Below are 25,006 nucleotides of genomic sequence, written 5' to 3'. Positions count from 1 at the left end.
TGAAGTGGTAAGAACCTTCAATTTGGAAACCCCAGTCCCATTGTGCAGACAACTCAGTGTCCAGAGAAGCACCAGTTGGAGTAACATCCAAATCAAAAGAAATGTTGTTATCAGTCATTACTTGTAAAACAAGAGCTTGCCCACCAACGTTCCATCCAGTACTTGGGCATGGAACTGTAACGTTACCCGGGGTGCAAACTGGCCCCATGGTACCAGCAAATAGTGAACTGCTGCCCAAAGCTAAAATAGCTAAAGTTGTTTTCTTTAAACTTAACATGCTTATGTCTCCGCATAAATTATTATTGTTTCCTATTTCTATTGATAACTCTCTACTAGGAGTTGTCATTAGCATGCCTTCGTCGCTTCAGGTCGATGCATGCAACAGTGTGAGTATTAGCAGTGGAATGAAATAAGTCAAGAAGATTTACTAAAAAAAATTAATATTTTTCAATGAGATATGCCTTTTTTGGTCATTGGATATTTTTTTTGAGCAGCATGGTATTTCTTTAGATCGTCATGCTGATAGTCATCCTCTGTAGCACTAACTAATAAAGTTTGGACTTAAAATGAAATGCTAAGGATAGTAATATAGAGAATAAATTATAACTTGCAACCATTATTTTAATAAAATGACTTATAAATAGTTTAAATATAATTTTTCACATCTATTTCTTGATGAGTGTGATCTCCACTCTTCGGTTTGCTGCTCGGCCTGCATCCGTATCATTTCTAGCGATAGGATAAAGCTCACCAACCCAAGTCACATGGAGCTTTTCTTTAGGAACACCCAGTTGTAATAGATACTTTTTAACTACCCGTGCCCTGTCTTCAGATATTGCATTGTTATACCCCTTACGACCATTCCCATCAGCATAACCCACTACTCTTATTTCGTGTATTTGAGGGTCTGCATCTACATAGCGGGCAATACGACGCAATTGATTTTTATATGCGTCCGTTAACTCTCTATCATCTTCTTTATAATGGAACACACTTTCTCTAATCTGTTGGTAATCAAACGGTAATAGATTTCCAATACATTCTTGATAACGGGAATAAGGTTTCTGAAATCCAATTGGGGATAAGGCAACTGTGGTACTAAATCCTGTTTCGCCACGGTAAATGAAATTGGGTTCATAACCTTGTAATAAAAAGGTCAGTAACTTTAAAGTTGAGTCCCGTCGCAGATAAATACCGTATTCACCCGGTTTAACTATTAATTGCCCCGCTAAAGCGATAGGTCCTGCAGGCTTCCACATAGGCGCTTTTATAATCAGTTTTGCTGGTAAATATCGCTGGACTTCATCCCAAGTACGTAAGATAAAATGCGGTGATTTAGTTGCATATTGTTCAAAATACGCGATCCCATAATTTGGAATGGTAAGAGATAAACCACATCGAAGTGGATTACGGCTTACGCGCCATCCCTTTGCCCCTAAGGGATTTGCAAAATGAACTTGTGTCATCGGATATGCTGTACTTATTGTAAGCATGGCGCTCAACGCAACACATGTTAGAAATTGTCCTTTGTGATCCACAAATGCCATCTTTTATTCATTCCTGCCACTGATTTCATGTTATCCTTAGTTATCGGCAAGAACGCAGGAATCTTTACAATGCAAACATTAATAATTAATCGTCCTGATGATTGGCATGTCCATCTTAGAGATAATGAGATGCTACAACATACTGTGGCAGATAGTGCACAACACTTTGCTCGTGCGTTAATTATGCCGAATCTTAAACCGGCTCTCACTACATTATCTTCCATTAATTCATATAGAAATAGAATTCTAACTGCCATTCCTAAAGGCACGAATTTTGAACCTTATATGACTTTTTATCTGAATGACTCTGTGAGCGCCGACGAATTACATCAAGCAGCACATATTCCTTATATTCTCGGTGCAAAACTTTATCCCGCAGGAGCGACAACTAATTCTGAAGCTGGTGCAACATCCCTAAACGATCTTTATCCCCTTTTTGAAACCTTACAAAATAGTAACTTGGTACTGCAAATTCATGGAGAAGTAACGCACAGCGATATTTTTGAACGCGAGTCTTTATTCATTGATGAGTATTTAAAACCCATAGTAAAGAATTTTCCCAAGTTACGTATTGTTCTTGAGCATATATCGACCCAAGCTGCAGTCGAATTTGTGACTGAAGCACCAGCAACTGTTGCCGCGACGATTACACCCCATCACTTACTATACAATCGCAATAAATTGCTCGTGGGCGGAGTCAGACCGCATTATTACTGCTTACCTATTTTGAAACATGAAAAGGATCAAAAAGCATTACAGAAGGCCGCCTGCAGTGGTAATCCAAAGTTTTTTGCCGGCACAGACAGTGCCCCACATAGTGTCAGTGCTAAGGAAACTGCCTGTGGCTGTGCAGGAATTTATTCTGCTCCATTCGCTGTTGCTTTATATACACAAGTGTTTGAGGAGCTGAACCAGTTAACACAACTCAACAACTTTCTCAGTCGTTTCGGTGCCGAATTCTATCAATTACCCCCCAATCAGCAGACCATTGAATTAGTTAAATCGCCACAAGCGATACCGAGCCATCTGCCTTTCGGCTCAAGTCAAGTTGTCCCAATTGCTGCGGGTGAAACCATTCAATGGAGTATTCATGAACCCGTACGATAGTTTGCCTTGCCTTAATCTAAAAGAACGATTTCGTGGTTTTTTGCCTGTAGTCGTTGACGTGGAAACAGCCGGAGTCGATCCCTATAAAAATGCATTACTCGAAATGTGTATCGTATTTATTTGTATGGATGAACAAGGTAATTTTCACCGTGGAGAAAGTTATTTTGAGCATATTTTGCCTTTCCCAGGTGCTGAATTAGATCAAAAATCTCTGGAATTCAATCAAATTGATCCTTATCAACCTCTGCGTTTTGCTATTGATGAGAAAATTGCGTTAGAAAATTTATTTCAGCCTATTTTTGCTGCACTTAAAGAAACTCAATGCCAACGCGCTGTGCTGGTCGGCCATAATGCATGGTTTGATTTGTTATTTATAAAGGAAGCAATAAAAAGAACCGGTGTTAAATCGCCATTCCACGCCTTTACTTGTTTTGATACAGCGACATTGGGGGGATTCATTTATGGACAAACGGTATTAGCCAAAGCAGCTCAGGCAGCAAAAATTCAATTTAATGCTCAAGAAGCGCACTCAGCAATTTATGACGCAGAAAAAACCGCTGATTTGTTTTGTCATATGGCCAATATGTGGAAAATGATGCAAGAAACTGCAACTAAATGCAATAAGGGATGATTCGATTCAAATTCTCAAGAAAGTTTTTCAACTAGGGATGCAGTTATGGAATGTCCTTCCCCCCGTAGGGAGAAGATGCCCGTAAGGACAAATGAGGGTACTAATTGTACTTAATGCTCCCTCACTCTCCCTCCTCTCCTACAAGTAGAAGAGGAGGTTCTTGATACTCTAATTATAGGTTTTCTGAATGCTCTGCTAAATAGGCAGCAACACCGTCAGTAGATGCCTTCATACCCGCCTTACCTTTTTGCCAACCCGCAGGACAAACTTCACCATTTTCTTCAAAGTGCTGTACCGCATCAATGAGTCTTATGATTTCATCCATGTTACGACCAATAGGCAAATCATTAACGATTTGTGAGCGAACTACGCCATTCGTATCGATAATAAATGCGCCTCGGAATGCAACACCTGCAGCTGGATGCTCAACTCCATAAGATTGGCAAATACTATGGGTCATGTCAGCAGCCATAGTGAACCGAACAGGACCTATGCCTCCCTTATTAATTGGAGTATTTCTGTATGCATTATGAGTAAAGTGTGAGTCAATAGAAACAGCGACCACCTCAACATTACGACTTTTGAACTCATCGATTCGATGATCTAAAGCAATCAATTCAGAAGGGCATACAAAAGTAAAATCAAGAGGATAAAAAAACACGAGGCCATACTTACCTTTTAAATGCTCGTGTAAATTAAATTTATCCATAATGTCACCGTTAGGCATAACAGCCGCTACGGTAAAATCAGGGGCTTTTCGTCCCACTAATACACTCATTCTATGATCTCCATCATTATAGTTATTATTTATGGTATTGACTCATTATTATGCAGTAATTGCATCACGCAGCATGGTTTCTAATTCACCTTGTTGAAAAAGCTCGGCAATGATATCAGACCCCCCGATTAATTCCCCCTTCACATAGAGTTGTGGAAAGGTGGGCCAATCAGAATACTGTGGTAATGTTTGGCGAATGTCAGGATTAGCAAGAACATCTACATAAGCGAAATCGACACCACATGATTCAATACATTGTACCGCACGCGCAGAAAATCCACATTGTGGCATTTTTGGCGATCCTTTCATATAAAGCAGGATGGCATTTTCTGCTATTTGCTTTTTAATTTTTTCTAAAGTATCCACACACACACCTTAAATAATAAAATTAATTACGCCCATTATCGCGAAAACCGGTTAAGCCCGCAACCAATAAATTTTTAGCACAATAGATTAACAGATCCTAGCCCAAAAGCCAACTAATGCCCCATTTGATCTATTAATAACCAAAAAATTCGATATAAATGGACAGTGAACATGCTCTTTTATTGCAGCACCCAGTAGTAGTTATGGTCCTAGTTTGCTTTTTTAAGTATTATGGTTATTCTTCATTGAATATCATGCCCTTCCTGCTACACTTACCAGCAGAATAAAATAAGCAGAATAAAATAATAGGAGATTAGGATGACATTTACATTGCCTGAATTACCGTACGCTAAGAATGCCTTAGAACCTCATATATCCAGTGAAACCTTAGAGTATCATTATGGCAAACATCATCAAGCCTACGTTACCAATTTGAATAAACTAATTCCTGGGACCGAATTTGAATCCATGGACCTGGAACAGATCATTAAAAAATCAAAGGGCGGGATATTTAATAATGCCGCACAAGTTTGGAATCACACATTCTATTGGCATTGTCTCAGTCCCAATGGTGGTGGTGAGCCTAAAGGTAAGTTAGCTGAAGCAATTAATAAGCACTTTGAATCTTTCAGTAAATTTAAAGAGCTATTCACCCAAACTGCAATTACAACTTTTGGCTCTGGCTGGGCCTGGCTTGTTCAAGACAATGCGGGTGCTTTAAAAATAATCAGCACCAGTAATGCAGGCACTCCGATGACGGAAGGTTTAACCGCGTTAATGACTTGCGATGTATGGGAGCATGCTTATTATATTGACTATCGCAATGCACGCCCTGACTACATTTCTGCTTTCTGGGCTTTAGTCAATTGGGATTTTGTAGCCAGTAATCTAAAATAAGTACCTTCTTTTTTACTGAGGGGGTCTTTACCTATACCCAAGCAAAGAAAGTTGTGGCTATAATGGCACCCTCACTATCTCTCTCTTAAATGGGAGAGATAATTTTTGAGTAGTGGACATCCTTCAGTTTTAAGGAAAATATTATGGCTCTAATTACAAGTTACAATCCTATGCCAATAACTTTTACCCATGGAGAAGGAGTTTGGTTGTATGATGAACAAGGAAAGGCTTATCTTGATGCCTTAAGCGGGATAGCAGTTTGTGGGTTAGGACACGCCCATCCTGATGTGACAAAAACCATACAGCAACAAGCAGCTAAACTCATTCATACCTCCAATACGTTTCATATCAAACAACAAGAGTTACTTGCTGAAAAGCTGACAGCCATGACGGGAATGGAGCAAGCTTTTTTTGCTAACTCTGGTGCTGAAGCAAATGAAGCAGCCATTAAATTGACTCGTCTTTTTGGTCATAAAAAAGGAATAGAAACTCCTTCAATTATTGTTATGGAAAGAGCTTTTCATGGTCGTACCATGGCAACTTTAACTGCTTCTGGAAGCCGTAAAGTGCAAGCCGGCTTTGAGCCCTTGGTCCCCGGGTTTATTCGTGCACCTTTTAATGATTTGGATGCCATTAACACCATTGCCGCAAATCGAGAAGATGTGGTTGCGGTGATGCTTGAACCGATTCAAGGTGAAGGTGGAATTTATGCTGCAGAAGAGAGCTACCTTCGCGCCCTAGCTAAGCTCTGTGATCAACACGACTGGATGCTTATTTTGGATGAAATCCAAACTGGAAATGGCCGTACTGGAAAGCTTTTTACCTACATGCACTATGACATTCAACCTGATGTCCTTACAACTGCTAAAGGTTTGGGTAACGGCGTCCCTATTGGTGCCTGTCTGATGAGTAAACGAGCAAAAGATTTATTTAAACCAGGAAATCATGGCTCGACTTTTGGAGGCAATCCCCTGGCTTGTGCTACCGCTTTAACCGTATTGGAAGTCATAGAGCGCGATAAAATTTGTGAAAAGGTCACCAAAAACAGCGCCCTGTTAATGGAAAAATTAATCAAAAATCTTGGAGAACATCCAAGTGTGAAAGGGATTCGCGGTAAAGGCTATATGATCGGCATTGAACTCGACCGACCAGCTATTGACGCTCGTTTATTGGGACTTGCCAATGGCATATTGTTTAATGTTACCGCAGATACGGTAGTTCGACTTTTACCCCCATTAATCATTAACGAAGCAGAAATAGAAGAATTAGTTAATCGATTAACTCTTACGATTAATCAATTTGTTAATAATTAATCTCGACTCAGATCCTAAGATCGGGATAAGCGGAGCTCCCATAATCAGAGCTCCGCTTCTTTTGACTCTTCAATTAATAAACTTCATGCTTCATGATTTCAAAAAAATCGATTATCGTATCATAAATTTTTCTTAGGGCTTGATTCTTGGATTTTAAATTCAAACAGGTATCTTCTTCCATAGTTCCTGCTTGCAACTTCTGACAAATTAAATCAAACATATGAGTATCGATTTTTTCTAACTCCGGCAGTCTTTGGTTTATTTTTTCGAGAAGCATATTTTTTTTATTTTTTCTTGACTCAAATAACCTTCCCTCCAATCGATTCATTAAATCGAGCAATTCATTTTCTCGACCACTGCACGTAATGCGCATAAAACCGTCATGTTTTGACAAGCCAAAATAAGATAAAGGGGTAATCATCAGGTTATCTTGGAACAACAAATAATAAGCCAATTCTTCATCTGTTTTGACCATCCCTGTTTTCTGCAGAACTCGCGCCGCCTCCTTTGGCAAAGGCAAACCGAACATATCACTAAAGTCAGCAAGAACATAAAAAGTGGCTTCTACCTGATATAAGGGATCGGGCATGGCAGCGCCCATAGCTTTTAAGCGGTCAACGACATAATCGACCTTTTTCTTATAGAAACTCGCAATACTCTTTTTTTCCTCAGCCCCGAAATTAACCATCGTTTCGGCGTAGGCTGCTTGTGCTGAGCGTGGTGCATGAATGAAATAGCTTATGTTTTTATTGAGCATTTCATTCATCAAACTGGATTCAAATACTAAAAGAACTGCCATGCGTTCCCCTGCTGCGGAGAGGGCTTTAGTTGCTGAACGTAGAATGATTACCCGTTCTTTAAGATCTGGGGCAATTTTTAAAAAAGAGGGCATTTCTAAAAAGCTCATCTCCGTATACGCTTCATCAAAAATGATGTACAAATCAGGATAGTGACGCAAAACATCAGCAATTTTTATTAACTCGTCTTCATCAATGATGTTTCCCAAAGGATTGGATGGATTGCAAATCAATACGGCTTTTGGCCAGCCATGGTCCATTTCAGCGGCTGTATACGCCTCTTGAATACTATCCTCCACTGCTTGCGCTGTGAGTTTGTACCCAGGCTCATCCATCACATGAATAGGATGCAAACAGTGCGATGGATTATTTGAATACGCACTATAATATGGGAAAGGGGTAATAATTCGATATCCAGGCACATCCTCATAATGCGTATTAAAGGTTTCAAATAATACCCGCAGCGCACCAATACCACCCACCGTAAATAAGACGTTTTCTGCTTTAATTTCTGTCGCGTACCAACGCGACATGACATCAGCCATTAATTTTCGTGGTGCATAGTCTCCCCGAGGATCTCCATAATCAATCGCTATATCTTCATCAAGTCCATGAGGCTCTAATCGCCATTTTTTAGTTAAATCATCTAATCTTTGCCAATAAGAGAGATACGATGCAATAGTCTGAGAATTAATGGGATAGGTTGGTTTTCCTAGACCGGCAAAGATTAATTTTTTTGTATCGGATAAACCTTGTGTTTGAATTTCATCTCTTAAAGTATTTGCCCAGAGCGCCAACAGCATTACTTTTTCAATTTTATTAGCACAATGTCCATCAGGAGTTAACATAATGTCACCGAATATTAAACTTTGCCCATTATAACAGAATAAAAATAAAACAGAGCATCAACTTTAAGAGCGGCTGAATCAATAAGAATTCTACAATATCGATTGCGCAAAACTTTGCCACTTTATCCAAGGTAGCTGCAAATAGAAAGCAAGAGAAGTATTTATCTATGCTATGCTTAAAAATACAAGTTACTTCTATTTCAATTAACTTGATTGACCAAGCTCTAAAATACAGGATAATTCGTGTTTTTTAGAACTGAGTGAACAATATACGCTAAATTTAAAAATTATTATTGATAATGGAAAAAGATGGCAAAAAAAGAAACTTCCAATTCGACGAATTTAGTAGCCGATTTAGAAAAAACAATCAATACATTGCAAAGGAAAGTCAATCATTTGGAAGCACAATGCACTCAATTGAAAAAACTACTTGATGCCTTGCCTGGAGACATCTATTGGAAAGATTTACAGGGAGTATGGGCGGGAATAAATCAACGGTGTATTGAAAGCCTACACCATATGAAATTTATCAAGGAGTGCAATGAAAGTGAAGTGATTGGTAAAACCGATTATGAGCTATTTAGTAAACAAACTGCGGATCTATTTCGGGCGAATGATCTTGAAGTAATCGAAAAAAATGTTGAATTGTCCCGAGAAGAAAAAACAATGTTACCTTCTGGCGAAGAAGTCATTTTGCTTTCTACTAAAAGGCCTTTATTAGATAAATCAGGAAAGATTGTTGGCATAGTTGGCAATACCATCGACATCACTTATCTAAAAAAAATCGAAACCGAACTCATGAAGGCTAAAGATAAAGCAGAAGCAGCGAACCGAGCTAAAGATGAGTTCATCCGTCACATGAGTCATGATATTCGTACCCCATTAAGTGGGATTATTGGCATGTCGAGCATTCTGGAGCAAGAAGCTCAAAATGCTCGAGAAAAAGAACATGCACGCATGATTAATATCAGTGGAGAGCATCTCTTAGCACTGCTTAACGGAGTACTCGATATTATCGCTGCAGGCAGCCAACAAGAAAATGTAATTAATGAATCGGTATGCAATGTCCATGATTTGATTCGCAGCATCACCGAACTCGAATTTCCCACCATCACACTAAAAAATTTAAACTTAATAGTCACTATTGATATCAATACCCCAGAATGGGTAGCTACTGATGAGGTAAAACTTCATCGGATTTTATTAAATCTATTAGGGAATGCGGTTAAATTTACGGAAAAAGGTTTTGTTGAGATAGGAGTCAAGCCAAAGTCGCACAGTCATGGAAAAACATTCCTGGAGTTTTTTGTCAAAGATACCGGGCCTGGCATTAAGCCTAAAGATAAAAGCAAGATTTTCAAACGCTTTTATCGTGCAACGCCTACCGATCAAGGGATTTACTCAGGTCATGGTGTGGGCTTGCATATAGTGAAACGCTATACTCAATTATTAAAAGGAAAAATACGTGTGGACTCAACCTTCCATACAGGAACTACGTTTACACTGACAATTCCCGTACACATTGCGGAAAAACCGGCAAATCAGAATCAACCGCCCCTATCCACCATCACCATGCAAAACAATCCTCTAGCAAATTCAGGTCGCTCACCTCTTGTACTGCTAATTGAAGATAATGCGATTGCATTAAAAATGTTAGAGAATCTTTTGCAACAATTGGGTATCCGATTTTTATCTGCATCGACAGGGAGCAAAGCGCTGGCGTTATTTCAATCACATACTTTTGATTGGGTATTAACTGATATTGGTCTGCCTGATACTACGGGGATACACCTGGCAAAACAATTTCGTGCGCATGAACAAAACAATAATCAACCCCCAACTCCGATCATTGGTTTGACCGCCCATGCGGCGGCTGATGTAGAAAATGAGTGTTTGCAAGCTGGGATGAATCGGGTAATTACTAAACCCTTGCGAAGCAACATGCTGGAGGAATTTTTGGCGCATTACAGCACGGTACAAACTGACGATTTACCCACCACAAAATTTGAATCCATGCTGCCCATTGATGAGTATCCATTATTTGATTTGACTCACGGCATAAATAATCTGGGCTCAGAAACGGCACTCAAAAAAATAATGCCTCTATTCATTGAAGAAAATGTCAAAGATTTGATAAAAACAACACAAGCTTGGGAAAAGCAAGATCTCATTGAAATTCATAAAATTACCCATAAGATAAAAAGCAGTGCCCTTTATTGTGGCACCATCCGCATGCGCCATGCATGCGAAGCTTTGGAACGACATTTCCAACACCATCCTAAAATTTACCCACAAACCCTGTACCAACAATTTCTCCAGGTGCATCAGGAAACCATAACAGCGGTACAAGATTGGATTCAACAATAACAAATTTATAAATGATTAAGCAAGGCCGCGCCTTGGCCCGACCTTGTGCTGGACAGATAGTACATTCTGTTAAAAATGGGTGGGGGTTTCTGCTCGCATCATTTCCCGCAGGGTAGATTGAGATTTAAGTTCGGGAACAATGAATTGAGCTAATGCCTCTGCATTCCCTATAGGAATTTCCTTTGGCACCTCTCTAAATATGACGGTTTTCTCCGAAGTATAATTTTGTGCGAACTCTTCGAGTATTCCTGATCTCATAATTGCCTCAGCATCCTCAATCGTCAGCAACCTTCTCTCAGAAGTGGAGAGAGTCATCAGACCGAGTTCATCGGCGCGATGATTCATTCGCTCATAGGCAGATTTAAAATCAGGAGCATCTGAATACCTGGTAGTTACAATTTCTATAGCCCAAGGCCGCCGAACATACTCCTCATTATCAATCGTTCGACTGTGAACCTTTTTAGCAGCCATAAACTTCCCTAGAATTTTACCAGGAGCGGTAATCTCAACAACTCTCATGACATCAGTACCAATTTCTGGTCTCCAATTATCTTGCCCACCAGTTCCCAAAATCATTGTCACCTCATTGTTTGTTTGCGCTGTATCAACAATAGACTTATAACCTGTCCGCACCGATTGATCCTCTCTTTCATTTTTCAATCGTGCGTATTCCTCATAAATTTCTCTATCGAGATGCAGTACTAATTGAGGACGAATAAATACTTTGGGCATACCCATCACAATAATATATCCTTTGGCAGGTAGAACAGATAGGCCTTCAGCATAGTCTTGAACTGTATAACGGCAAGGAGAAGCAGAAAGAAGGCATCTACTATTATTCATCTCAATAAACTCGGGAATTTCTAAATTTGATTCTCTTCTCGTATATTCCCCAGTACCCATCTCACCAGATCGCATTATCTCCACTATTTCATCTGTACCTGCTGTTCCTCGATAAATAATATCCTCCCCTTCTGGTAAACTCCTCAATAACTCAGCATGGCCAATATCCTGCTCCACAGTGGACCTAACGGGATAGTTTGTAAGTAACCCTGCAGATTGGGCTGTTTGGCTTAATACCGCTCCTCTAAACGCAGCTCCTTTTCCAGTTAGTTCTCCCAGTTTAAAGAAACTTCTTCTCATAGCGGCCTCCTCACTTAAGTATCCAAGTAGTTTGGGTCTGACACCAAAGCCCTCAAACATCTGAAATACATAGAGGTATGTAGCCTGTTGCTAGAAAACAGCGTACCTCTAGGAAAGTCATGACTTTCGATAGATGCTCAAAACCCAGGGCGACATGTCACTGATCAGGGGATGGCTCTTCTCATGCCCCACAAAATGACAACAACTTAACCGTTAAGTTCTATTTATAATCATAGAGTACGCCAACTTAAATGTCTAATTTTCGATCATTTTGAAGTTAAGTTATTCAATAAGGTGTTCAAAGGCGTTGCGCTGAGGTATTAAGGAGCAATTCCTTAGAGAGCATATTTAAAATCAAGGAGCCAATTTCTAATTAGTTCAAATAACAAGCGATAGCATTCCTGGGATTCTGGTTTATTACAACAATCATCTAGTCTTCACGAGAGTTTTTGCTTTCGGTTAGATAGAGAAATTGGCCAAAACCTGAACATTCATACCAAATACCATTGTTGATATGGTGCTAAATGGTTGAATAACTGAGCTGACGTTTTAAATTAGTGAGTTATTTCTGATCTTTCTTACTTATATTCGTTTTTTGCCCGGAACAAAGATTATTAAGCATTGTTACTTAAGCATTTAAGGTTGCATTAATAGTGAACAGTGTATACTTAAGTAGGTTATATAGACTCAAGGTTAATATGGCTGGCTATTTTCGTCTTAGTAATATTGTCTATCCGTTTTTATTTAAAGCAACTACCGGGCGGGTTGAAACCAAAGCTTCAGCGTTAGACATCACACTAGAACACCGCAATAATGTGATTATTGTGCATGACTCAATACCCATCGAATCACTTGCAACATTTTTTGCATTTCTTGATACGAGAAAAGACTTAACCCAAAAGCATATCTTGTTTGGAGTGGTGGGGCAAGGAGCTACCGAACAACATATTGTCACCATGCATGTTCCCCCAAACGGAGCACAACCTAAAGTCTATGACTCCAAATTCAGCAATCCTGAGCGTTTTTTTTCACGCGAGCCATCCAGCTATACCCTTACCGGTATTGCAAGCAGTTTATTACATGCCCTAAACCCATTGGCAAGTACAGAACAAACGGTTGACTTAAGCCATTTTAATGCCCCGCAAATCAAATCAGCCTGCTATTATTCTTTGGGGACACAATCATTTTTTGATGGCATTACTTGCGGTTATCATACGGGGCATCTCATCAAAACTTTGGCCGATTTTCTTGAGGAGGACGCCAATTTCGTTCCAAGTACTGAACAGCTTTTAGATGCATTAATAGCTCCCGTAACCACTTCCGCAAAAGAACTTCATGATCAACAAGCCCCCAAAGTCTCCGAAACCTCCATTTTTTCTTTTTTAAAAAAGACCTGGCAGGATACTTTTTTGCCGCTTGTTAATGAAGATGAACGAAATAATTATCATTTTGGGCACTATTTTATGGGTTGGCCATCACAGGCAAAAGGCTCTAAAATCGCTTATTTTATCACACTCAAGTTTATTACCAGCCCATTAACTAATTTGCTGTCACTTGCCCTTGAGTTCCCGCTTAACTTGCTCAGTGAAACATTCTCCTTTTTAAAAAACCAGCTCCTCTCTTGGGCGCCAACCAATGCCTTCACCCAGGGCATACGCAGTTTTTTGCTGCTTACCACTATCGGACTACAAGCGCTGTTTAAAGGTGCAAACTATCTGCTTAGAACCATTACCTCACCGAGGGTCAGCTTTAAAGCAGCACATAAAATTCATCCGGTTTTAGGATATCTCAGCGCTTTGGCCTCAGTATGTTTTATTGGCGGACTAATAGCGACTCTCGCCGTATTCGCCCCACCTATCGTCGCAGCAATTATGCCGACTATGGGGCCTGGAGCATTGTCCATGCTCTCTACCTTAGCCTACCCCTTTGCCCAGTTATTTTCTTTAATAGGCGTATCGCTTTCTGCGGCTACAGGAGCAACACTCTCTTTAGCGACCGGAGCCTTGTCTTTAGGTGTCCTGCATTTACTCGGTCGCAAAACCATTTATCCTGAGGAGAATCAAGCTGAAGAGCAGCATGATTGTGCTGATATCCCTATAACAAGTAATGTAAAAGACTACATGGGAGCAACAGATGCCCAAGGTAATGCTCTTGATGATGATGAATTCCTTGAGATAGCGGTGCCTAATTCAAGTGACATAGCGGTGCGTGATTCAAGTGACATGTTAAAAACCGGTTTTGGCAGGCGCAACTCAGAAACCTCTAACTCAGCAACCAAAAATTCTGGCAGGGAGCCCAGTCCTCAGGATATGATAGATACAAGTCCAAAATTTTTGTAAAAACTATGCTTCCTATGACCACACTTGATACACTAATAGCCGAAGTGGATAATGCACTGCGTACTTTATTTCCTCCAGCACAGAGAATGAGTGCTCGTCCATCTCCAGCAGAAAAGCTTCCCGACACAGACCTTTCTATACAAGAAAAAAAACATATTGCGGGTCTCATGCGCGTTAATCATGCGGGGGAAGTTTGCGCACAGGCACTTTATCAAGGCCAGGCTTTAACGGCACAACTAACGCATATAAAACAGCAAATGAGCGATGCCGCGGCTGAAGAAACGGATCATTTGGCCTGGTGTGAAGCGCGATTGGCGGAATTGGATTCAAAACCAAGCATCTTAAATCCTTTTTGGTATGGCGGCTCGATGATTTTAGGTGCAGTTGCGGGCTTGGCGGGGGATAAAATCAGCTTAGGCTTTGTTGCAGAAACCGAGCGACAAGTCTCTACTCATCTCCAACGGCATTTAGATAAATTACCCGAGCACGATAAAAAAACGCACGCAATTCTCATTCAAATGAAAGAGGATGAAGAGCAACATGCAGCAACTGCGTTGAAGGCTGGGGGTATTGAACTTCCCTATGTCGTGAAACAGTTAATGCGTGTTGTTTCAAAATTAATGACTAAAAGCAGTTACTATGTATAATAGTCTGATGAAACGGAGCGGAATCCGCAATTAAGTGGTTGAATTTCTAGAAATTAGACTAGATAAAGCTATGGCGCAAGGAACTATTAGATATGGACTCGGCCATTTTATTCACACTTTTTGTTATCTTAATTGCCTATGTCTTTGACTTTATCAATGGCTTCCATGATGCAGCAAATTCTATAGCGACGATTGTTACTACCAAAGTTTTGACCCCTAAACAAGCCGTATTATGGGCTGCTTTTTTCAATTTCATCGCTTTTTTAGTTTTTAATTTAACCGTAGCAAAAACCATCGGTGAGGGACTGATTAATACTGATTTTGTTGATGCACATTTTATTTTAGCGGCATTGGTCGGTGCTATCTTTTGGAATCTTGTCACTTGGTATTATGGACTTCCATCAAGCTCAACACACGCGCTTGTTGGCGGGCTAGCCGGTGCTGCAATAGCCAAAGGAGGTTTGTCATCCCTAAAAATATCCGGTTTTATCAAAGTTGTTGGAGGAATTTTTATTTCGCCGGCGGTTGGATTATGCGTTGCGCTGCTTGTGGCCTATTTTTTTGATCGATTATCACGTCATAAAAGGAAAACTGAACTGAAACTTTTTAAAGGATTTCAGCTGTGTTCTTCAGCACTACTTAGCTTGACCCATGGAAGTAATGACGGACAAAAGACCATGGGTATCATTTCAATATTGCTGTTTTCATCAGCGTGGATTGAAGGTCCATTTTATGTTCCCTATTGGGTAGTTATTTCATGCCAGGCAGCCATTAGTCTTGGAACACTGGCAGGAGGGTGGCGCATCGTACGTACAATGGGTACCAAAATTACAAAACTGGATACCGTGAAGGGCTGTGCTGCTGAAACTGGCGCGGCCGTCTCGCTTTTTATTGCGACTCAATGTGGGGTCCCCGTCTCCACCACCCATACCGTTACCGGAGCAATTGCTGGAGTAGGTTTAACTAACGGAATTGTTGGAACCCATTGGCATGTTCTCAAAAGAATTTTCTTTTCCTGGCTCATTACAATTCCTGCAGCAGGAATAATATCTGCCGCATTGACATTAAGTCATATTTAAGAAGAGCATGCTCCACCGCCATCAAAAAAACCGCTTCCACGTGTGGGAGAGGAGATTTCTTAACTCATGCAACGAATCTGAATACTTACCTATTTTTTTCGCAAATTACTATGGCTGTAACTAAAGGAAAAATAAATTACCAAACCAACCACCATCCAAATCACAAAACGGATTAAGGTTATTGAGGGCAAATGAATGATTAAATAAAGACAGGTTGCCATCCCTAAAATAGGCACATAGGGCATCGCGGGGGTTTTGAACGGACGGTGCATTTCTGGCTTTTTATAATGTAAAAACAATACGCCAGCACAGACTATAAAAAACGCAAATAAAGTACCTACATTCACCAGCTCAGCCAAAATATCCATAGGAATAAATGCAGCCAGTGATGCCATTAAAAGACCGCACAATAAAATAATTCGTATGGGGGTGTGAGTCGATGGATTTGTTTTGGAAAAAAACTTAGGTAATAAACCATCACGTGTCATGGCTAACATTACGCGTGTTAAACCATAAAATAATACCAACATGACGGTAGTCAATCCGGCTATAGCACCGACACTAATCAGGCTGGCTAAGGATTTATAACCTAAAACTAATAAAGCATGACTAATTGGAGATGCAACATTGAGCGTACTGTAGTGCGCAATCCCTGTTAATAATCCGGAAACGATAATATATAAAACGGTACAAATAAATAATGAACCGATTATTCCTATAGGCAAATCACGTTGGGGGTTGATCGCTTCTTCCGCAGCTGTAGATACCGCATCAAATCCAATATACGCAAAAAATATTAATGAGGCGCCTTTAATTACGCCCTCCCAACCAAAAGGTAAAAATGGTGACCAATTGGCCGGGCGCACTTCTCCTGCAGCGACCACAATAAAAAGAAGGACCACAAATAGTTTGATCATCACCATAATATTATTGACTCGGGAGCTTGATTTAACACCCCAAATTAATAAAGCGGTTAACGTCGCAATGATCGTACAGGCTAATAAGTTAAAGATACCGCCCTCTACCGGACCATGTAAAAATACTTTAGGAAGATTTATTTTTATCGCCATCAGAAAATCATTTGCATAACTGCTCCAGCCTACAGAAACTGCAGAAACAGAAATGGCATATTCCAACAACAAGTCCCAACCCACAATCCAGGCAATTAACTCACCAAAACCGGCATAAGCATATCCATAAGCACTACCACATCCACCTATAGATGCAGCCAGCTCTGCGTAGGATAAAGCTGAGAAAATGCAAGCAAATCCAGCCAATACATAAGAAAAAATAACCCCTGGTCCAGCATCTCTTGCCGCGACAATTCCCGTCAAAATAAAAATACCAGCACCGATAATGGCTCCAATACCTAAAAGAGTGAGATCAAAAGCCGTTAGACATTTAGTAAGCTGGGATTCCCCCACTGATGCATTGATCTCTTTTTTACGAAACAAGTCCATGGTATGCTCACAGTTTTGAAACTCATATTTCTATATAAATAAGCAAGAATGCTGCCAAATCAGAATAGGAAACCCTGATCAAAATTTATATTTTGTAGTATAGATCTCGCTTAGGTTTAAATTAAATGAAAAACTTTACCTTACGAATGATCATTATTGGTCTGTTAACACTGTTTTCTTTTAATACGTACAGTAGTAATCCCTCCGTAATTTCTTCTTCATCTGTAACTCAAAAAGAGCAAGAAAACGATAAAGTGGCTTTGACAAACAACGAACCTAAAGGATGTAAATATTGGCTTCCATTATTTAAACCTTTTTGCCATCGCCTGCATCAGGTATGGACTGAGGGAAATACGGATCTTTATCTTTCTGGCTATGCTTGGCATAACCGCTTTACCTATTCTGCCGAACGGCTTCGAGAAAAAAAATACAACGAGCTTGCATGGGGAGGCGGATTTGGCAAAGGCTTTTTTGACGAGAAGGGGAATTGGCACGGTCTGTACGCCTTTGCGTTCTTGGACTCTCACCGTAATCTAGAACCAACTGCAGGATATGCCTATTTGAAAGTAGCAAACCTGACTAAAGATTTTAAGGCAGGTTTGGGATTTTCTATTTTAGTTACAGCACGTCCTGATATTCTACACAATATTCCTTTTCCAGGAGCCGTGCCATGGGCAGGGGTGTTTTATAAAAAACTTTCTCTCAAAGCCGCCTATGTTCCTGGATCATCAACCAATGGCAATGTTCTTTATATTGTAGGAACATACTCTTTTGATAAGTAAAAGAGTACCGTGTAACCAGAGTAAACCCGAATTGGCGCTGCATAATCCTATGGATAGTACAAAAAATCCGGATTACGCTGCGCTAATCCGGCTAAAAAACCTCATCACCTTACCAATAAGTCCAACTGTTTTTTTTAAGATAATGTGCTATGTTTTAAGGACTTCCATCAGAAAATTTATAAAATGAAATCCTTTATTGAACAAGCGCAATTTTACGCCGCATATCATCAGAACATTCAGACACGCTACACGCATATGGCAGGCGTCCCCATCATCATCTTGTCTGTAATGATCCTGTTGGGTTTTATAAAAATAATTATGCCTGGGGTTTTTGCTACAAACCTTGCCTGTATAGGTACGTTGATTGCCTTAATTTATTATTTCCGTTTAAATTGGCAATTATCTTTGGTGCTTACGCCAATAATGCTCATCCTGTTATTAATCGCCAATTGGTTTAGCCAAGATGGCCCCACAACATTAGGCGTCTGGTCATTTGTCATTTTTTTTATAGTGGGCTGGGGTTTACAATTTTACGGCCATTATTTGGAGGGCAAGAAACCCGCTTTCATGGATAATTTATGCCAAGCATTCATTGCCCCTTTATACTTAGTTGCAGAACTCTTTTTTATGGCCGGATTGATGCCATCGTTAAAAGCACAAATATACGGACCTGAAAAAGATACACTCTAATACGTAGATTGGATCCCTGGCCCAACATTTAAAATGCATATTGATCATTTGTTAGGCCAAGGCCCAATATAGTCCGTATAAGATTAAAGATATTTTTAGCTTTGACTGTCATCAGAATAGATTGTTTTGCTTTCCAAATGAATCTTACGAAAAAACTGATGAATCAGAGGTGAAAGTATAATCACCATAATCGCAATAAAAGCCAAACCACTGAATAAGGCGTAACATCCAGCAAAAACCTTACCAGAAAATGTTACCAAATTGGATGCAGGCCCCATACCTGAAAGAATCATCGAAGCATTCATAAATGAATCAACCCAGGACATTTGCTCCAAATGATGATATCCCAACATTCCTATAAAAAGGGCGGCTGCGGTCATAAGCATTCCAAAAAAAGCATTACGCAGCATGTGTTGGTATACATTAGCTGGGGTTAGGATACTTTTTTTCTTTTTTCTTTGCTTTTTCATATGTACTCCCTGTACACGAGTCATCCGTTCAAGTCTCAGCAAATTGCGGCATCATTATTTTAAAGCAATAATGAATTTTTTGATTGCGTTTAAAGTCCTGATCTATCGTTTGTGCGCTTATGTCTTGTACTGAATATTTGTCTTTAAGTAGAGGATCCAATTTAAATTGACGTAAGTTAGTAGAAAAATATAAAACACCACCTGGATTTAATAACCGCATGGCGGAGTTCACCAAAGCAACATGATCGCGTTGGATGTCCAAGGTATCCGTCATGCGTTTGGAATTGGAAAAACTGGGTGGATCTAAAAAAATGACATCAAAACGATCGCGAGCGACTTTCAACCATTCTCGACAATCAAACTGCAGAAACTGATGTTTGGATAAATCAATATGATTGAGCTTGAAGTTGTCCTCAGCCCAGCGTAAATAAGTATTAGAAAGATCGACATTAGTTGTCAATGCACCCGCTAAAGCAGCATGAACACTGGCACTGGCAGTATAACAAAAACAATTGAGGAACCGAGTTCCTGGTTTTAATTTGGCAAAGCTTAAGCGCATTAAACGATGATCTAAAAATAAACCGGTATCCAGATAGTCATATAAATTGACTTTTAATTTAGCTTGGCCTTCTGTAACAATCATAGATTGTCGACTTTGCGCTAGCTTTTGGTATTGCTCACTTCCTTTTTGTTGTTTGCGTTGCTTTACTACCAAATGATTAGGTTCTAATTCTAATACTTTGGGGACAACTTGCATCACTTCCAGGCTACGTTTTTCTGCTTTATGGGCAGGAACACTAGCAGGAGCAGCATATTCTTGGAGTACAGCATAACCATTATATACATCAATAGCGTAGGCGTATTCAGGTAAATCGGCATCATAGATTCGGTAACAGGAAATATGGTTTTTTTTCGCCCATTTTTGTAAATGGCGATAATTTTTTTCCAATCGATTAAAAAGCATTTGTGCACTTTCAGATAAAGTACTGCCCATGCTCCCTTTAAGCTCATTCGCAACGTGAATATCCAAACAATAAAGCTTACACTCCAGCGCCCCGTTATATAGGGTGTATTGCTTGTTGGCACGTAATCCTAAAGCCTTAGCCAGCATAGGATTAGAAGTCAAAACTGCAGCCTGCCAACCTTGATAATGTTCATGCAAAATTTTGCCGAGCTGCTGATAGAGCGGGACCAAATGGGTCGCCTCACTGAGACGCTCTCCATAAGGAGGGTTACATACGACTAATCCGTTTTGTGCGGATGCCTTAACGTCTTTTAATGCTTGCGTTTTAAACTCAACCAATGGAGCCACCCCAGCACGTTCAGCATTTGCACGTGCGATAGCAATTATTTTGTGGTCCGCATCCGTACCTAATAAAGTCAATGGCATTGATTTAACCTGCTTCAAGGCATCCACTCGCATCTTTTCCCATAATGAAGATTGATGTTGTGCCCAATATTGCAAGGATTGATCTTGGCGCAACAAACCTGGGGCAATTTGTGCCGCCATCATAGCTGCCTCAATAACTAATGTGCCTGCACCACAAAAAGGATCATGTAACGCATAGCCTTTAGAAGCCAATTCTGGCCATTTAGCGCGCATCAGTAACGCAGCAGCGACATTTTCCTTTAAAGGAGCCGCACCTGCTTTATGGCGATATCCTCTTTGATGCAAACTGTATCCAGTAAGATCAAAACTTACCGTGACCACGTCATTTTTTAAATAGGCATGAATTAGAATTTGTGGTTTTTCCTTATCCACAGAAGGACGAGAATGATTCAATCGTCGGAAATGATCGACGATTCCATCCTTAACTACCTGAGCACCATACATAGTATTACGAATATGTTCGGAAGACCCATGAAATTCAATCGCAATGGTTTTATCCTGTGAAAAAACCGTCTGCCAATGAAATTCGGTACACAGTTGGTGGAGAGATTGTTCATTGCCGGCGTATCCGCTAAAAAGAATTAATTGGATGCGATTGGCTATTCTTGACCAGAGACATAAGGTGTATAAGGTCAATAAATTGGCCTCTCCATAGACGCCTTGTGGATTAACCCGGGTAACCGACAGGCCTAAAGCTTTTAATTCCTCTTCTAATAAATACTCAAGCCCACGTGGACAGCTGATAAATAGAGAATATTTCATTCTATGGATGACCTCAAATAGCGGAAAAGTGCCTTGGCAGCGCCTGTATTTTTTTCTTTCTGCTGATCATCAACTGCTTTTTTAATGAGTTGTCTTAAATGCTGTACGTCTTCAGGTTGATGCGCTTCAATAAATGCGGTTAATGCTTCTTTACCCTCGTTGATTAAGCGATCACGCCAATACTCAACCTCATGAAAAGACGCTGTCACAGCACTGTCTTCCTCAAGCACCCGCTCATAAGCCGCCAAAATTTCTTCATAATCGGCGGCACGCATCAATTTTCCAATTAATTGCGCTTGTCTTCTTTTGGCACCATGACTTTTAATTGATTTTGCCTCGATAATGGCTTTATACAAATTTTCTGGTAAGGGAAGTAAATCAAGTTTGGTCAAACTTAAGTCGATAAATTTTACACCCATTTTTTGCAAAAAATCGGCTTCTCTTTTTTTCTGTGATTTACTGACTGGTTCATCCATAGCAGGTTCTTTTAATCTCTAAGTGTTTACGCCCATTCACTGAACGGCTGTTTTGGGACTTCTTACGCGAAAATCATGCTTAGAAAACCTCACATACGGAGGTGTGCTTGATTCCTCAGGATCATTTTCGCGATACCTTCGCTCAAATCCAACCGTCCCCCAAGATTCAAGCATACCCTCTGAACGGTCACTTTAATCTTAAAATTAGCTCATCATACTATATACTTCACGCCCTCACCAAATGAGGGCATGATTTTACTGATTCTTATTCTGCTGCAACGAGGGAAGCAGGTCTTGGAGTTTGTACGTACTGTTTGCTGGGTCTGGAACGTAAATAGGTACGTCCCACAGCAAAGAAATTATAAATCAGGATGAATAATAAAAGGTAATGCAACCAAGTTATGGTTAACTCCATAAAAATGGGGATAGTAACTAGGACACCCAAACAACCAGAAAGACTCAGAATCATGGTTTTCTTTAGAGGAATTTTATTATGTTTTAAGAATACCAATGTAGTTAATGGTTGTTGCATGGCTCCAGCAGTAGTCATAATTGGAAATGCTACCACAGGCGAAATATTCATTAAAAAGAGCACACCTTGCACCATAACGAACAAACCAACGCCTACCGAAGTTAAAGCGCCACAGACCACCATTGCTAAAAAGCCTACGATCAATTTCCAGGAATGCAACTCCGTGAGCTCACCACCAACGGGTAATAAACGGAATTGGTGTGAAATTAACAGCATAATAATTAAAGCAAAACAACATATCATCGACAAACGGATTGCTTGTTTGCTTAAATGACTTACGACAAACCCACCCAGCAAACCACCAACACAGGTACCCATAACTAAGGTTAGGAGAGTGGTTAAATCCACATTAATTAACCCCATAAAAAACAAGGATTCGATTGTTCCAGGGATTACTTGTGCTCCATTATTAACCGCCGGCATTTCATCATCACGAAATGTGCCCAAAAACTTAGCCAAAGCGACATTAACAGCGAAACTACCAACACCCAAAGTATCTGCAATAAAAGCAATCACTCCGCTGACACTTAATTTCAAATATTGCATTAGAGATAAAGGCTCAGCGGGCTGACGAATGAGCTTAAAAACCATCACAGCTACGCAAATCAGGCTTAATACCAAAATGCTTAGAGTAATAAAAAGGATGACCATTCGGCTACCAACCTAAATAAATATTGAACTGCGTATTATATACTAATTCCATTGCCCAGCAAAGAACACGCAGATCAAAAAAGGCTCTTTATGACCTGCGTAAAGACACAAATAAGCTGCTTTTGACGCAATTGTATAATTAAGGCACAGTAGATTTGGACCTTGTTCCAACATTGCCTTCAAAGCAAATAGATTATGGAATTTTGTTGGGCCAAGGCCCAACCTTCAGCAATCAGATTTAATGAACTGCACAACTTGTGGTACTTACACCGACTTGATCAAAAACTGTTTTAACCATTTGTTGATCCACACTCAAGTCTTTTGCAGCATAAAGCACGCCACAAGCACCCTTTGTAAAGTTGGTCGTTGGAGTCCAATATTTGCTGTTGGCAATGATCATCATCTGATAAGCCTTTTTAATCCCTACATTCTTCGCCAATAAGTAAAATGCTTTATTAAATATCCCGCTCGCTGTATGCACTATAAAATTTTGTCGGTCTTGAGGATTGGGAATACGTGATTTTGCGTAAGCAACTAATTCAGGATAACTAATGGCGCAATAGGCACCATGACTTTGAGCTAAATTTTTATCCATACAATCAGCAGAACTGCCATCTGAAGAAGGAAAATCCATAAAGCGTAAAGCCTTGCCAAAAGAATCGCGCACAATCGTCTCACCAATCCCCCATGTTACCGTATTGGGTTCCAGATATAGTTTATTATAAAACTGAGGAAATTTTTCCAAGAGATAAGCACGCGCTGCTTGACCGGCCATATCTGACAATGATTCATTAAGAGCACCTGACTGATCGTGGTATTCAAGGTTGGAATGTTGCTCGGTAAAACCATGAGTAACCTCATGACCTGCGACATCCAAAGAAACCAAAGGATAAAAATCCTCGCCATCGCCGAACGACATATATTGTCCATCCCAAAAAGCATTATCATAATTTTGGCCAAAATGAACGCGCATCACTAACTGCATTGGGGTCCCATTCGTATTTTGCAGTGCGTTGATTCCGTACCAATCTTGATACATATCGACAATGGTTTGGCCGAAGTAATACGCATCATTGGTTGGCGAAAAGGCACCATTAACGTTTTCTTCCATATTTTTGTTGCAGGTATATTGAAAAGGAGTGCTCAAAAGATCATTCCAATCCCACGCCGATCCCAGATTAACCAGTTTTACCTTGGTTGTATCCATAACGCACTGACTGCCATTTTGGATTACCTCCAAAAAAGGTAATCCATCTCTTCCATACCAATACTCATGAACTTTTTCATTGCCACCGGGGCCCCCATCCCTATAATTTTTAATATTATTCCATTGCTTGGTGATTTCACCGCTTTGTGCATCAACAATAAAAAATGGCCATGCCGGCTTATTATCAGTCTGAGTTGTTTTAAATGAAACCTGATAAACCAGTTTCAATTCATTCTGTTGCTCGGCTCTAATTTGTAGCTCGCTCATCTCTTCATAAGTAGGCATTGGCGAATTAAAACTGAACCAAGATTTTTTAGCTAAATCAATGGCTTGATTCGGGGTCAGCGCAGGTTGTATATTCAATTGGATGTCGTTGAGTAAATGTCCGTTTACTTGGCCATCCTCTTTAGTAATCATAATTTGTGCCCCGACAACTGGGATTCCGCGATACATTTGCTGATATCGCATGATAGTTTTTGCATGCTCCTGAGTCTGGTTGACTTGCTGTAGGGTATTTTTTTCTGCACTTGGAGTTGCTGCTGTACGTGCACTCACATGAGATGGCTTCTTAAGTGAAAATTGAGACAGGCTAGTTAATGGCGCCTGATATAAATCCACTTCTGTTACAGCAAAGGCATCATAAGCGACCAAAACAAGAGTAAAGCCTAGAAGTTTTTTTATCATAAAAATCACTCAAAAGATCCAGAGTGACACCATGATGGCATGA

22 protein-coding genes are annotated in these 25,006 nt (G+C 40.1%); 10 read left to right on the top strand and 12 right to left on the bottom strand.

Going from position 1 to position 25,006, the window contains the following annotated elements; translation table 11 throughout:
• The coding region (locus tag OQJ26_RS18095; RefSeq protein ID WP_265705104.1) for an Lpg1974 family pore-forming outer membrane protein at nt 1–277 on the bottom strand (277 nt) is incomplete at its 3' end.
• A 388-nt stretch (nt 278–665) separates the two neighbouring features.
• A complete protein-coding gene (locus tag OQJ26_RS18090; RefSeq protein ID WP_265705103.1) occupies nt 666–1,547 on the bottom strand; it encodes a flagellar protein MotY in 882 nt (293 codons plus the stop codon).
• A 69-nt stretch (nt 1,548–1,616) separates the two neighbouring features.
• Here OQJ26_RS18090 and pyrC point away from each other — a divergent pair, with 69 nt between their 5' ends.
• Together pyrC and rnt are read left to right on the top strand one after the other, a co-directional pair.
• Nucleotides 1,617–2,654 carry a dihydroorotase gene (gene pyrC / locus OQJ26_RS18085; RefSeq protein ID WP_265705102.1) on the top strand — a complete coding sequence of 346 codons (1,038 nt, stop codon included), beginning with the start codon at nt 1,617–1,619 and terminating at the stop codon, nt 2,652–2,654.
• A complete protein-coding gene (gene rnt, locus OQJ26_RS18080; RefSeq protein ID WP_265705101.1) occupies nt 2,638–3,285 on the top strand; it encodes a ribonuclease T in 648 nt (215 codons plus the stop codon). The genes pyrC and rnt overlap by 17 nt, the downstream gene beginning before the upstream one ends.
• A gap of 172 nt (nt 3,286–3,457) precedes the next feature.
• Here rnt and OQJ26_RS18075 read toward each other — a convergent pair whose 3' ends face one another.
• Together OQJ26_RS18075 and grxD are read right to left on the bottom strand one after the other, a co-directional pair.
• On the bottom strand, nt 3,458–4,063 hold the full coding sequence (locus OQJ26_RS18075) for a peroxiredoxin (protein WP_265705100.1): 606 nt from the start codon (nt 4,061–4,063) through the stop codon (nt 3,458–3,460).
• Between the two features lie 48 nt (nt 4,064–4,111).
• Complete coding sequence (grxD, locus tag OQJ26_RS18070) at nt 4,112–4,429, bottom strand: Grx4 family monothiol glutaredoxin (protein ID WP_265705099.1); 318 nt, start codon at nt 4,427–4,429, stop codon at nt 4,112–4,114.
• 318 nt (nt 4,430–4,747) lie between these two features.
• Here grxD and sodB point away from each other — a divergent pair, with 318 nt between their 5' ends.
• Complete coding sequence (sodB, locus tag OQJ26_RS18065; protein ID WP_265705098.1) at nt 4,748–5,326, top strand: superoxide dismutase [Fe]; 579 nt, start codon at nt 4,748–4,750, stop codon at nt 5,324–5,326.
• Between the two features lie 143 nt (nt 5,327–5,469).
• A complete protein-coding gene (locus OQJ26_RS18060) occupies nt 5,470–6,639 on the top strand; it encodes an aspartate aminotransferase family protein (protein WP_265705097.1) in 1,170 nt (389 codons plus the stop codon).
• A 73-nt stretch (nt 6,640–6,712) separates the two neighbouring features.
• Here OQJ26_RS18060 and OQJ26_RS18055 read toward each other — a convergent pair whose 3' ends face one another.
• Nucleotides 6,713–8,284: a pyridoxal phosphate-dependent aminotransferase gene (locus OQJ26_RS18055; protein ID WP_265705096.1), complete on the bottom strand. Its 1,572-nt coding sequence runs from the start codon at nt 8,282–8,284 to the stop codon at nt 6,713–6,715.
• A gap of 309 nt (nt 8,285–8,593) precedes the next feature.
• On the opposite strand from OQJ26_RS18055, the gene OQJ26_RS18050 reads away from it, so the two are divergent.
• Nucleotides 8,594–10,651 (top strand): ATP-binding protein, encoded by a 2,058-nt coding sequence (locus OQJ26_RS18050; protein ID WP_265705095.1) that lies wholly within the window; start codon nt 8,594–8,596, stop codon nt 10,649–10,651.
• 69 nt (nt 10,652–10,720) lie between these two features.
• On the opposite strand, the gene OQJ26_RS18045 is transcribed toward OQJ26_RS18050, so the two are convergent.
• Nucleotides 10,721–11,794 (bottom strand): hypothetical protein, encoded by a 1,074-nt coding sequence (locus OQJ26_RS18045; RefSeq protein WP_265705094.1) that lies wholly within the window; start codon nt 11,792–11,794, stop codon nt 10,721–10,723.
• Between the two features lie 698 nt (nt 11,795–12,492).
• Here OQJ26_RS18045 and OQJ26_RS18040 point away from each other — a divergent pair.
• The 3 genes from OQJ26_RS18040 to OQJ26_RS18030 all read left to right on the top strand — a co-directional run bounded on the left by OQJ26_RS18040 (nt 12,493) and on the right by OQJ26_RS18030 (nt 15,859).
• Nucleotides 12,493–14,133, top strand: a complete 1,641-nt coding sequence (locus tag OQJ26_RS18040; RefSeq protein WP_265705093.1) for a hypothetical protein — start codon at nt 12,493–12,495, stop codon at nt 14,131–14,133.
• Nucleotides 14,134–14,138: 5 nt separating this feature from the next.
• Nucleotides 14,139–14,780, top strand: a complete 642-nt coding sequence (coq7, locus tag OQJ26_RS18035) for a 2-polyprenyl-3-methyl-6-methoxy-1,4-benzoquinone monooxygenase (RefSeq protein WP_265705092.1) — start codon at nt 14,139–14,141, stop codon at nt 14,778–14,780.
• Nucleotides 14,781–14,872: 92 nt separating this feature from the next.
• Nucleotides 14,873–15,859 carry an inorganic phosphate transporter gene (locus OQJ26_RS18030; RefSeq protein WP_265705091.1) on the top strand — a complete coding sequence of 329 codons (987 nt, stop codon included), beginning with the start codon at nt 14,873–14,875 and terminating at the stop codon, nt 15,857–15,859.
• A gap of 89 nt (nt 15,860–15,948) precedes the next feature.
• Here OQJ26_RS18030 and OQJ26_RS18025 read toward each other — a convergent pair whose 3' ends face one another.
• Nucleotides 15,949–17,319: an amino acid permease gene (locus tag OQJ26_RS18025; protein ID WP_265705090.1), complete on the bottom strand. Its 1,371-nt coding sequence runs from the start codon at nt 17,317–17,319 to the stop codon at nt 15,949–15,951.
• 125 nt (nt 17,320–17,444) lie between these two features.
• Between OQJ26_RS18025 and pagP the strand changes: the two genes are divergently transcribed.
• A complete protein-coding gene (gene pagP, locus OQJ26_RS18020) occupies nt 17,445–18,101 on the top strand; it encodes a lipid IV(A) palmitoyltransferase PagP (RefSeq protein WP_265705089.1) in 657 nt (218 codons plus the stop codon).
• 183 nt (nt 18,102–18,284) lie between these two features.
• Complete coding sequence (locus OQJ26_RS18015; protein WP_265705088.1) at nt 18,285–18,791, top strand: Mpo1 family 2-hydroxy fatty acid dioxygenase; 507 nt, start codon at nt 18,285–18,287, stop codon at nt 18,789–18,791.
• A 95-nt stretch (nt 18,792–18,886) separates the two neighbouring features.
• On the opposite strand, the gene OQJ26_RS18010 is transcribed toward OQJ26_RS18015, so the two are convergent.
• The 5 genes from OQJ26_RS18010 to OQJ26_RS17990 all read right to left on the bottom strand — a co-directional run bounded on the left by OQJ26_RS18010 (nt 18,887) and on the right by OQJ26_RS17990 (nt 24,963).
• Nucleotides 18,887–19,261, bottom strand: coding sequence for a hypothetical protein (locus OQJ26_RS18010; RefSeq protein WP_265705087.1), 375 nt, complete (start codon nt 19,259–19,261; stop codon nt 18,887–18,889).
• A 28-nt stretch (nt 19,262–19,289) separates the two neighbouring features.
• Nucleotides 19,290–21,413 (bottom strand): bifunctional 23S rRNA (guanine(2069)-N(7))-methyltransferase RlmK/23S rRNA (guanine(2445)-N(2))-methyltransferase RlmL, encoded by a 2,124-nt coding sequence (rlmKL, locus tag OQJ26_RS18005; protein WP_265705086.1) that lies wholly within the window; start codon nt 21,411–21,413, stop codon nt 19,290–19,292.
• Complete coding sequence (yjgA, locus tag OQJ26_RS18000) at nt 21,410–21,889, bottom strand: ribosome biogenesis factor YjgA (RefSeq protein WP_265705085.1); 480 nt, start codon at nt 21,887–21,889, stop codon at nt 21,410–21,412. Before yjgA ends, rlmKL begins: the two co-directional genes overlap by 4 nt.
• Nucleotides 21,890–22,154: 265 nt before the next feature.
• A complete protein-coding gene (locus OQJ26_RS17995) occupies nt 22,155–23,072 on the bottom strand; it encodes a sulfite exporter TauE/SafE family protein (protein ID WP_265705084.1) in 918 nt (305 codons plus the stop codon).
• 238 nt (nt 23,073–23,310) lie between these two features.
• Nucleotides 23,311–24,963, bottom strand: coding sequence for a M4 family metallopeptidase (locus tag OQJ26_RS17990; RefSeq protein WP_265705083.1), 1,653 nt, complete (start codon nt 24,961–24,963; stop codon nt 23,311–23,313).
• Nucleotides 24,964–25,006 lie beyond the last annotated feature (43 nt).

Origin of the sequence: Legionella sheltonii, assembly GCF_026191355.1 — a bacterium.
In the GTDB taxonomy this organism is placed as follows: Bacteria; Pseudomonadota; Gammaproteobacteria; order Legionellales; family Legionellaceae; genus Legionella; species Legionella sheltonii.
This window is presented reverse-complemented; position numbering and strand designations above follow the sequence as displayed.

What these genes read in the sequence shown, in the direction of transcription:
- OQJ26_RS18030 (WP_265705091.1), top strand. Translation starts at nt 14,873, where the DNA reads ATGGACTCGGCCATTTTATTCACACTTTTTGTTATCTTAATTGCCTAT.
- OQJ26_RS17990 (WP_265705083.1), bottom strand. Translation starts at nt 24,963, where the DNA reads ATGATAAAAAAACTTCTAGGCTTTACTCTTGTTTTGGTCGCTTATGAT.
- OQJ26_RS18055 (WP_265705096.1), bottom strand. Translation starts at nt 8,284, where the DNA reads ATGTTAACTCCTGATGGACATTGTGCTAATAAAATTGAAAAAGTAATG.
- OQJ26_RS18025 (WP_265705090.1), bottom strand. Translation starts at nt 17,319, where the DNA reads ATGGACTTGTTTCGTAAAAAAGAGATCAATGCATCAGTGGGGGAATCC.
- coq7 (WP_265705092.1), top strand. Translation starts at nt 14,139, where the DNA reads ATGCTTCCTATGACCACACTTGATACACTAATAGCCGAAGTGGATAAT.
- OQJ26_RS18040 (WP_265705093.1), top strand. Translation starts at nt 12,493, where the DNA reads ATGGCTGGCTATTTTCGTCTTAGTAATATTGTCTATCCGTTTTTATTT.
- OQJ26_RS18045 (WP_265705094.1), bottom strand. Translation starts at nt 11,794, where the DNA reads ATGAGAAGAAGTTTCTTTAAACTGGGAGAACTAACTGGAAAAGGAGCT.
- pyrC (WP_265705102.1), top strand. Translation starts at nt 1,617, where the DNA reads ATGCAAACATTAATAATTAATCGTCCTGATGATTGGCATGTCCATCTT.
- OQJ26_RS18090 (WP_265705103.1), bottom strand. Translation starts at nt 1,547, where the DNA reads ATGGCATTTGTGGATCACAAAGGACAATTTCTAACATGTGTTGCGTTG.
- OQJ26_RS18060 (WP_265705097.1), top strand. Translation starts at nt 5,470, where the DNA reads ATGGCTCTAATTACAAGTTACAATCCTATGCCAATAACTTTTACCCAT.
- OQJ26_RS18050 (WP_265705095.1), top strand. Translation starts at nt 8,594, where the DNA reads ATGGCAAAAAAAGAAACTTCCAATTCGACGAATTTAGTAGCCGATTTA.
- yjgA (WP_265705085.1), bottom strand. Translation starts at nt 21,889, where the DNA reads ATGGATGAACCAGTCAGTAAATCACAGAAAAAAAGAGAAGCCGATTTT.
- OQJ26_RS18075 (WP_265705100.1), bottom strand. Translation starts at nt 4,063, where the DNA reads ATGAGTGTATTAGTGGGACGAAAAGCCCCTGATTTTACCGTAGCGGCT.
- OQJ26_RS18015 (WP_265705088.1), top strand. Translation starts at nt 18,285, where the DNA reads ATGAAATCCTTTATTGAACAAGCGCAATTTTACGCCGCATATCATCAG.
- OQJ26_RS17995 (WP_265705084.1), bottom strand. Translation starts at nt 23,072, where the DNA reads ATGGTCATCCTTTTTATTACTCTAAGCATTTTGGTATTAAGCCTGATT.
- OQJ26_RS18010 (WP_265705087.1), bottom strand. Translation starts at nt 19,261, where the DNA reads ATGAAAAAGCAAAGAAAAAAGAAAAAAAGTATCCTAACCCCAGCTAAT.
- pagP (WP_265705089.1), top strand. Translation starts at nt 17,445, where the DNA reads ATGAAAAACTTTACCTTACGAATGATCATTATTGGTCTGTTAACACTG.
- rnt (WP_265705101.1), top strand. Translation starts at nt 2,638, where the DNA reads ATGAACCCGTACGATAGTTTGCCTTGCCTTAATCTAAAAGAACGATTT.
- rlmKL (WP_265705086.1), bottom strand. Translation starts at nt 21,413, where the DNA reads ATGAAATATTCTCTATTTATCAGCTGTCCACGTGGGCTTGAGTATTTA.
- sodB (WP_265705098.1), top strand. Translation starts at nt 4,748, where the DNA reads ATGACATTTACATTGCCTGAATTACCGTACGCTAAGAATGCCTTAGAA.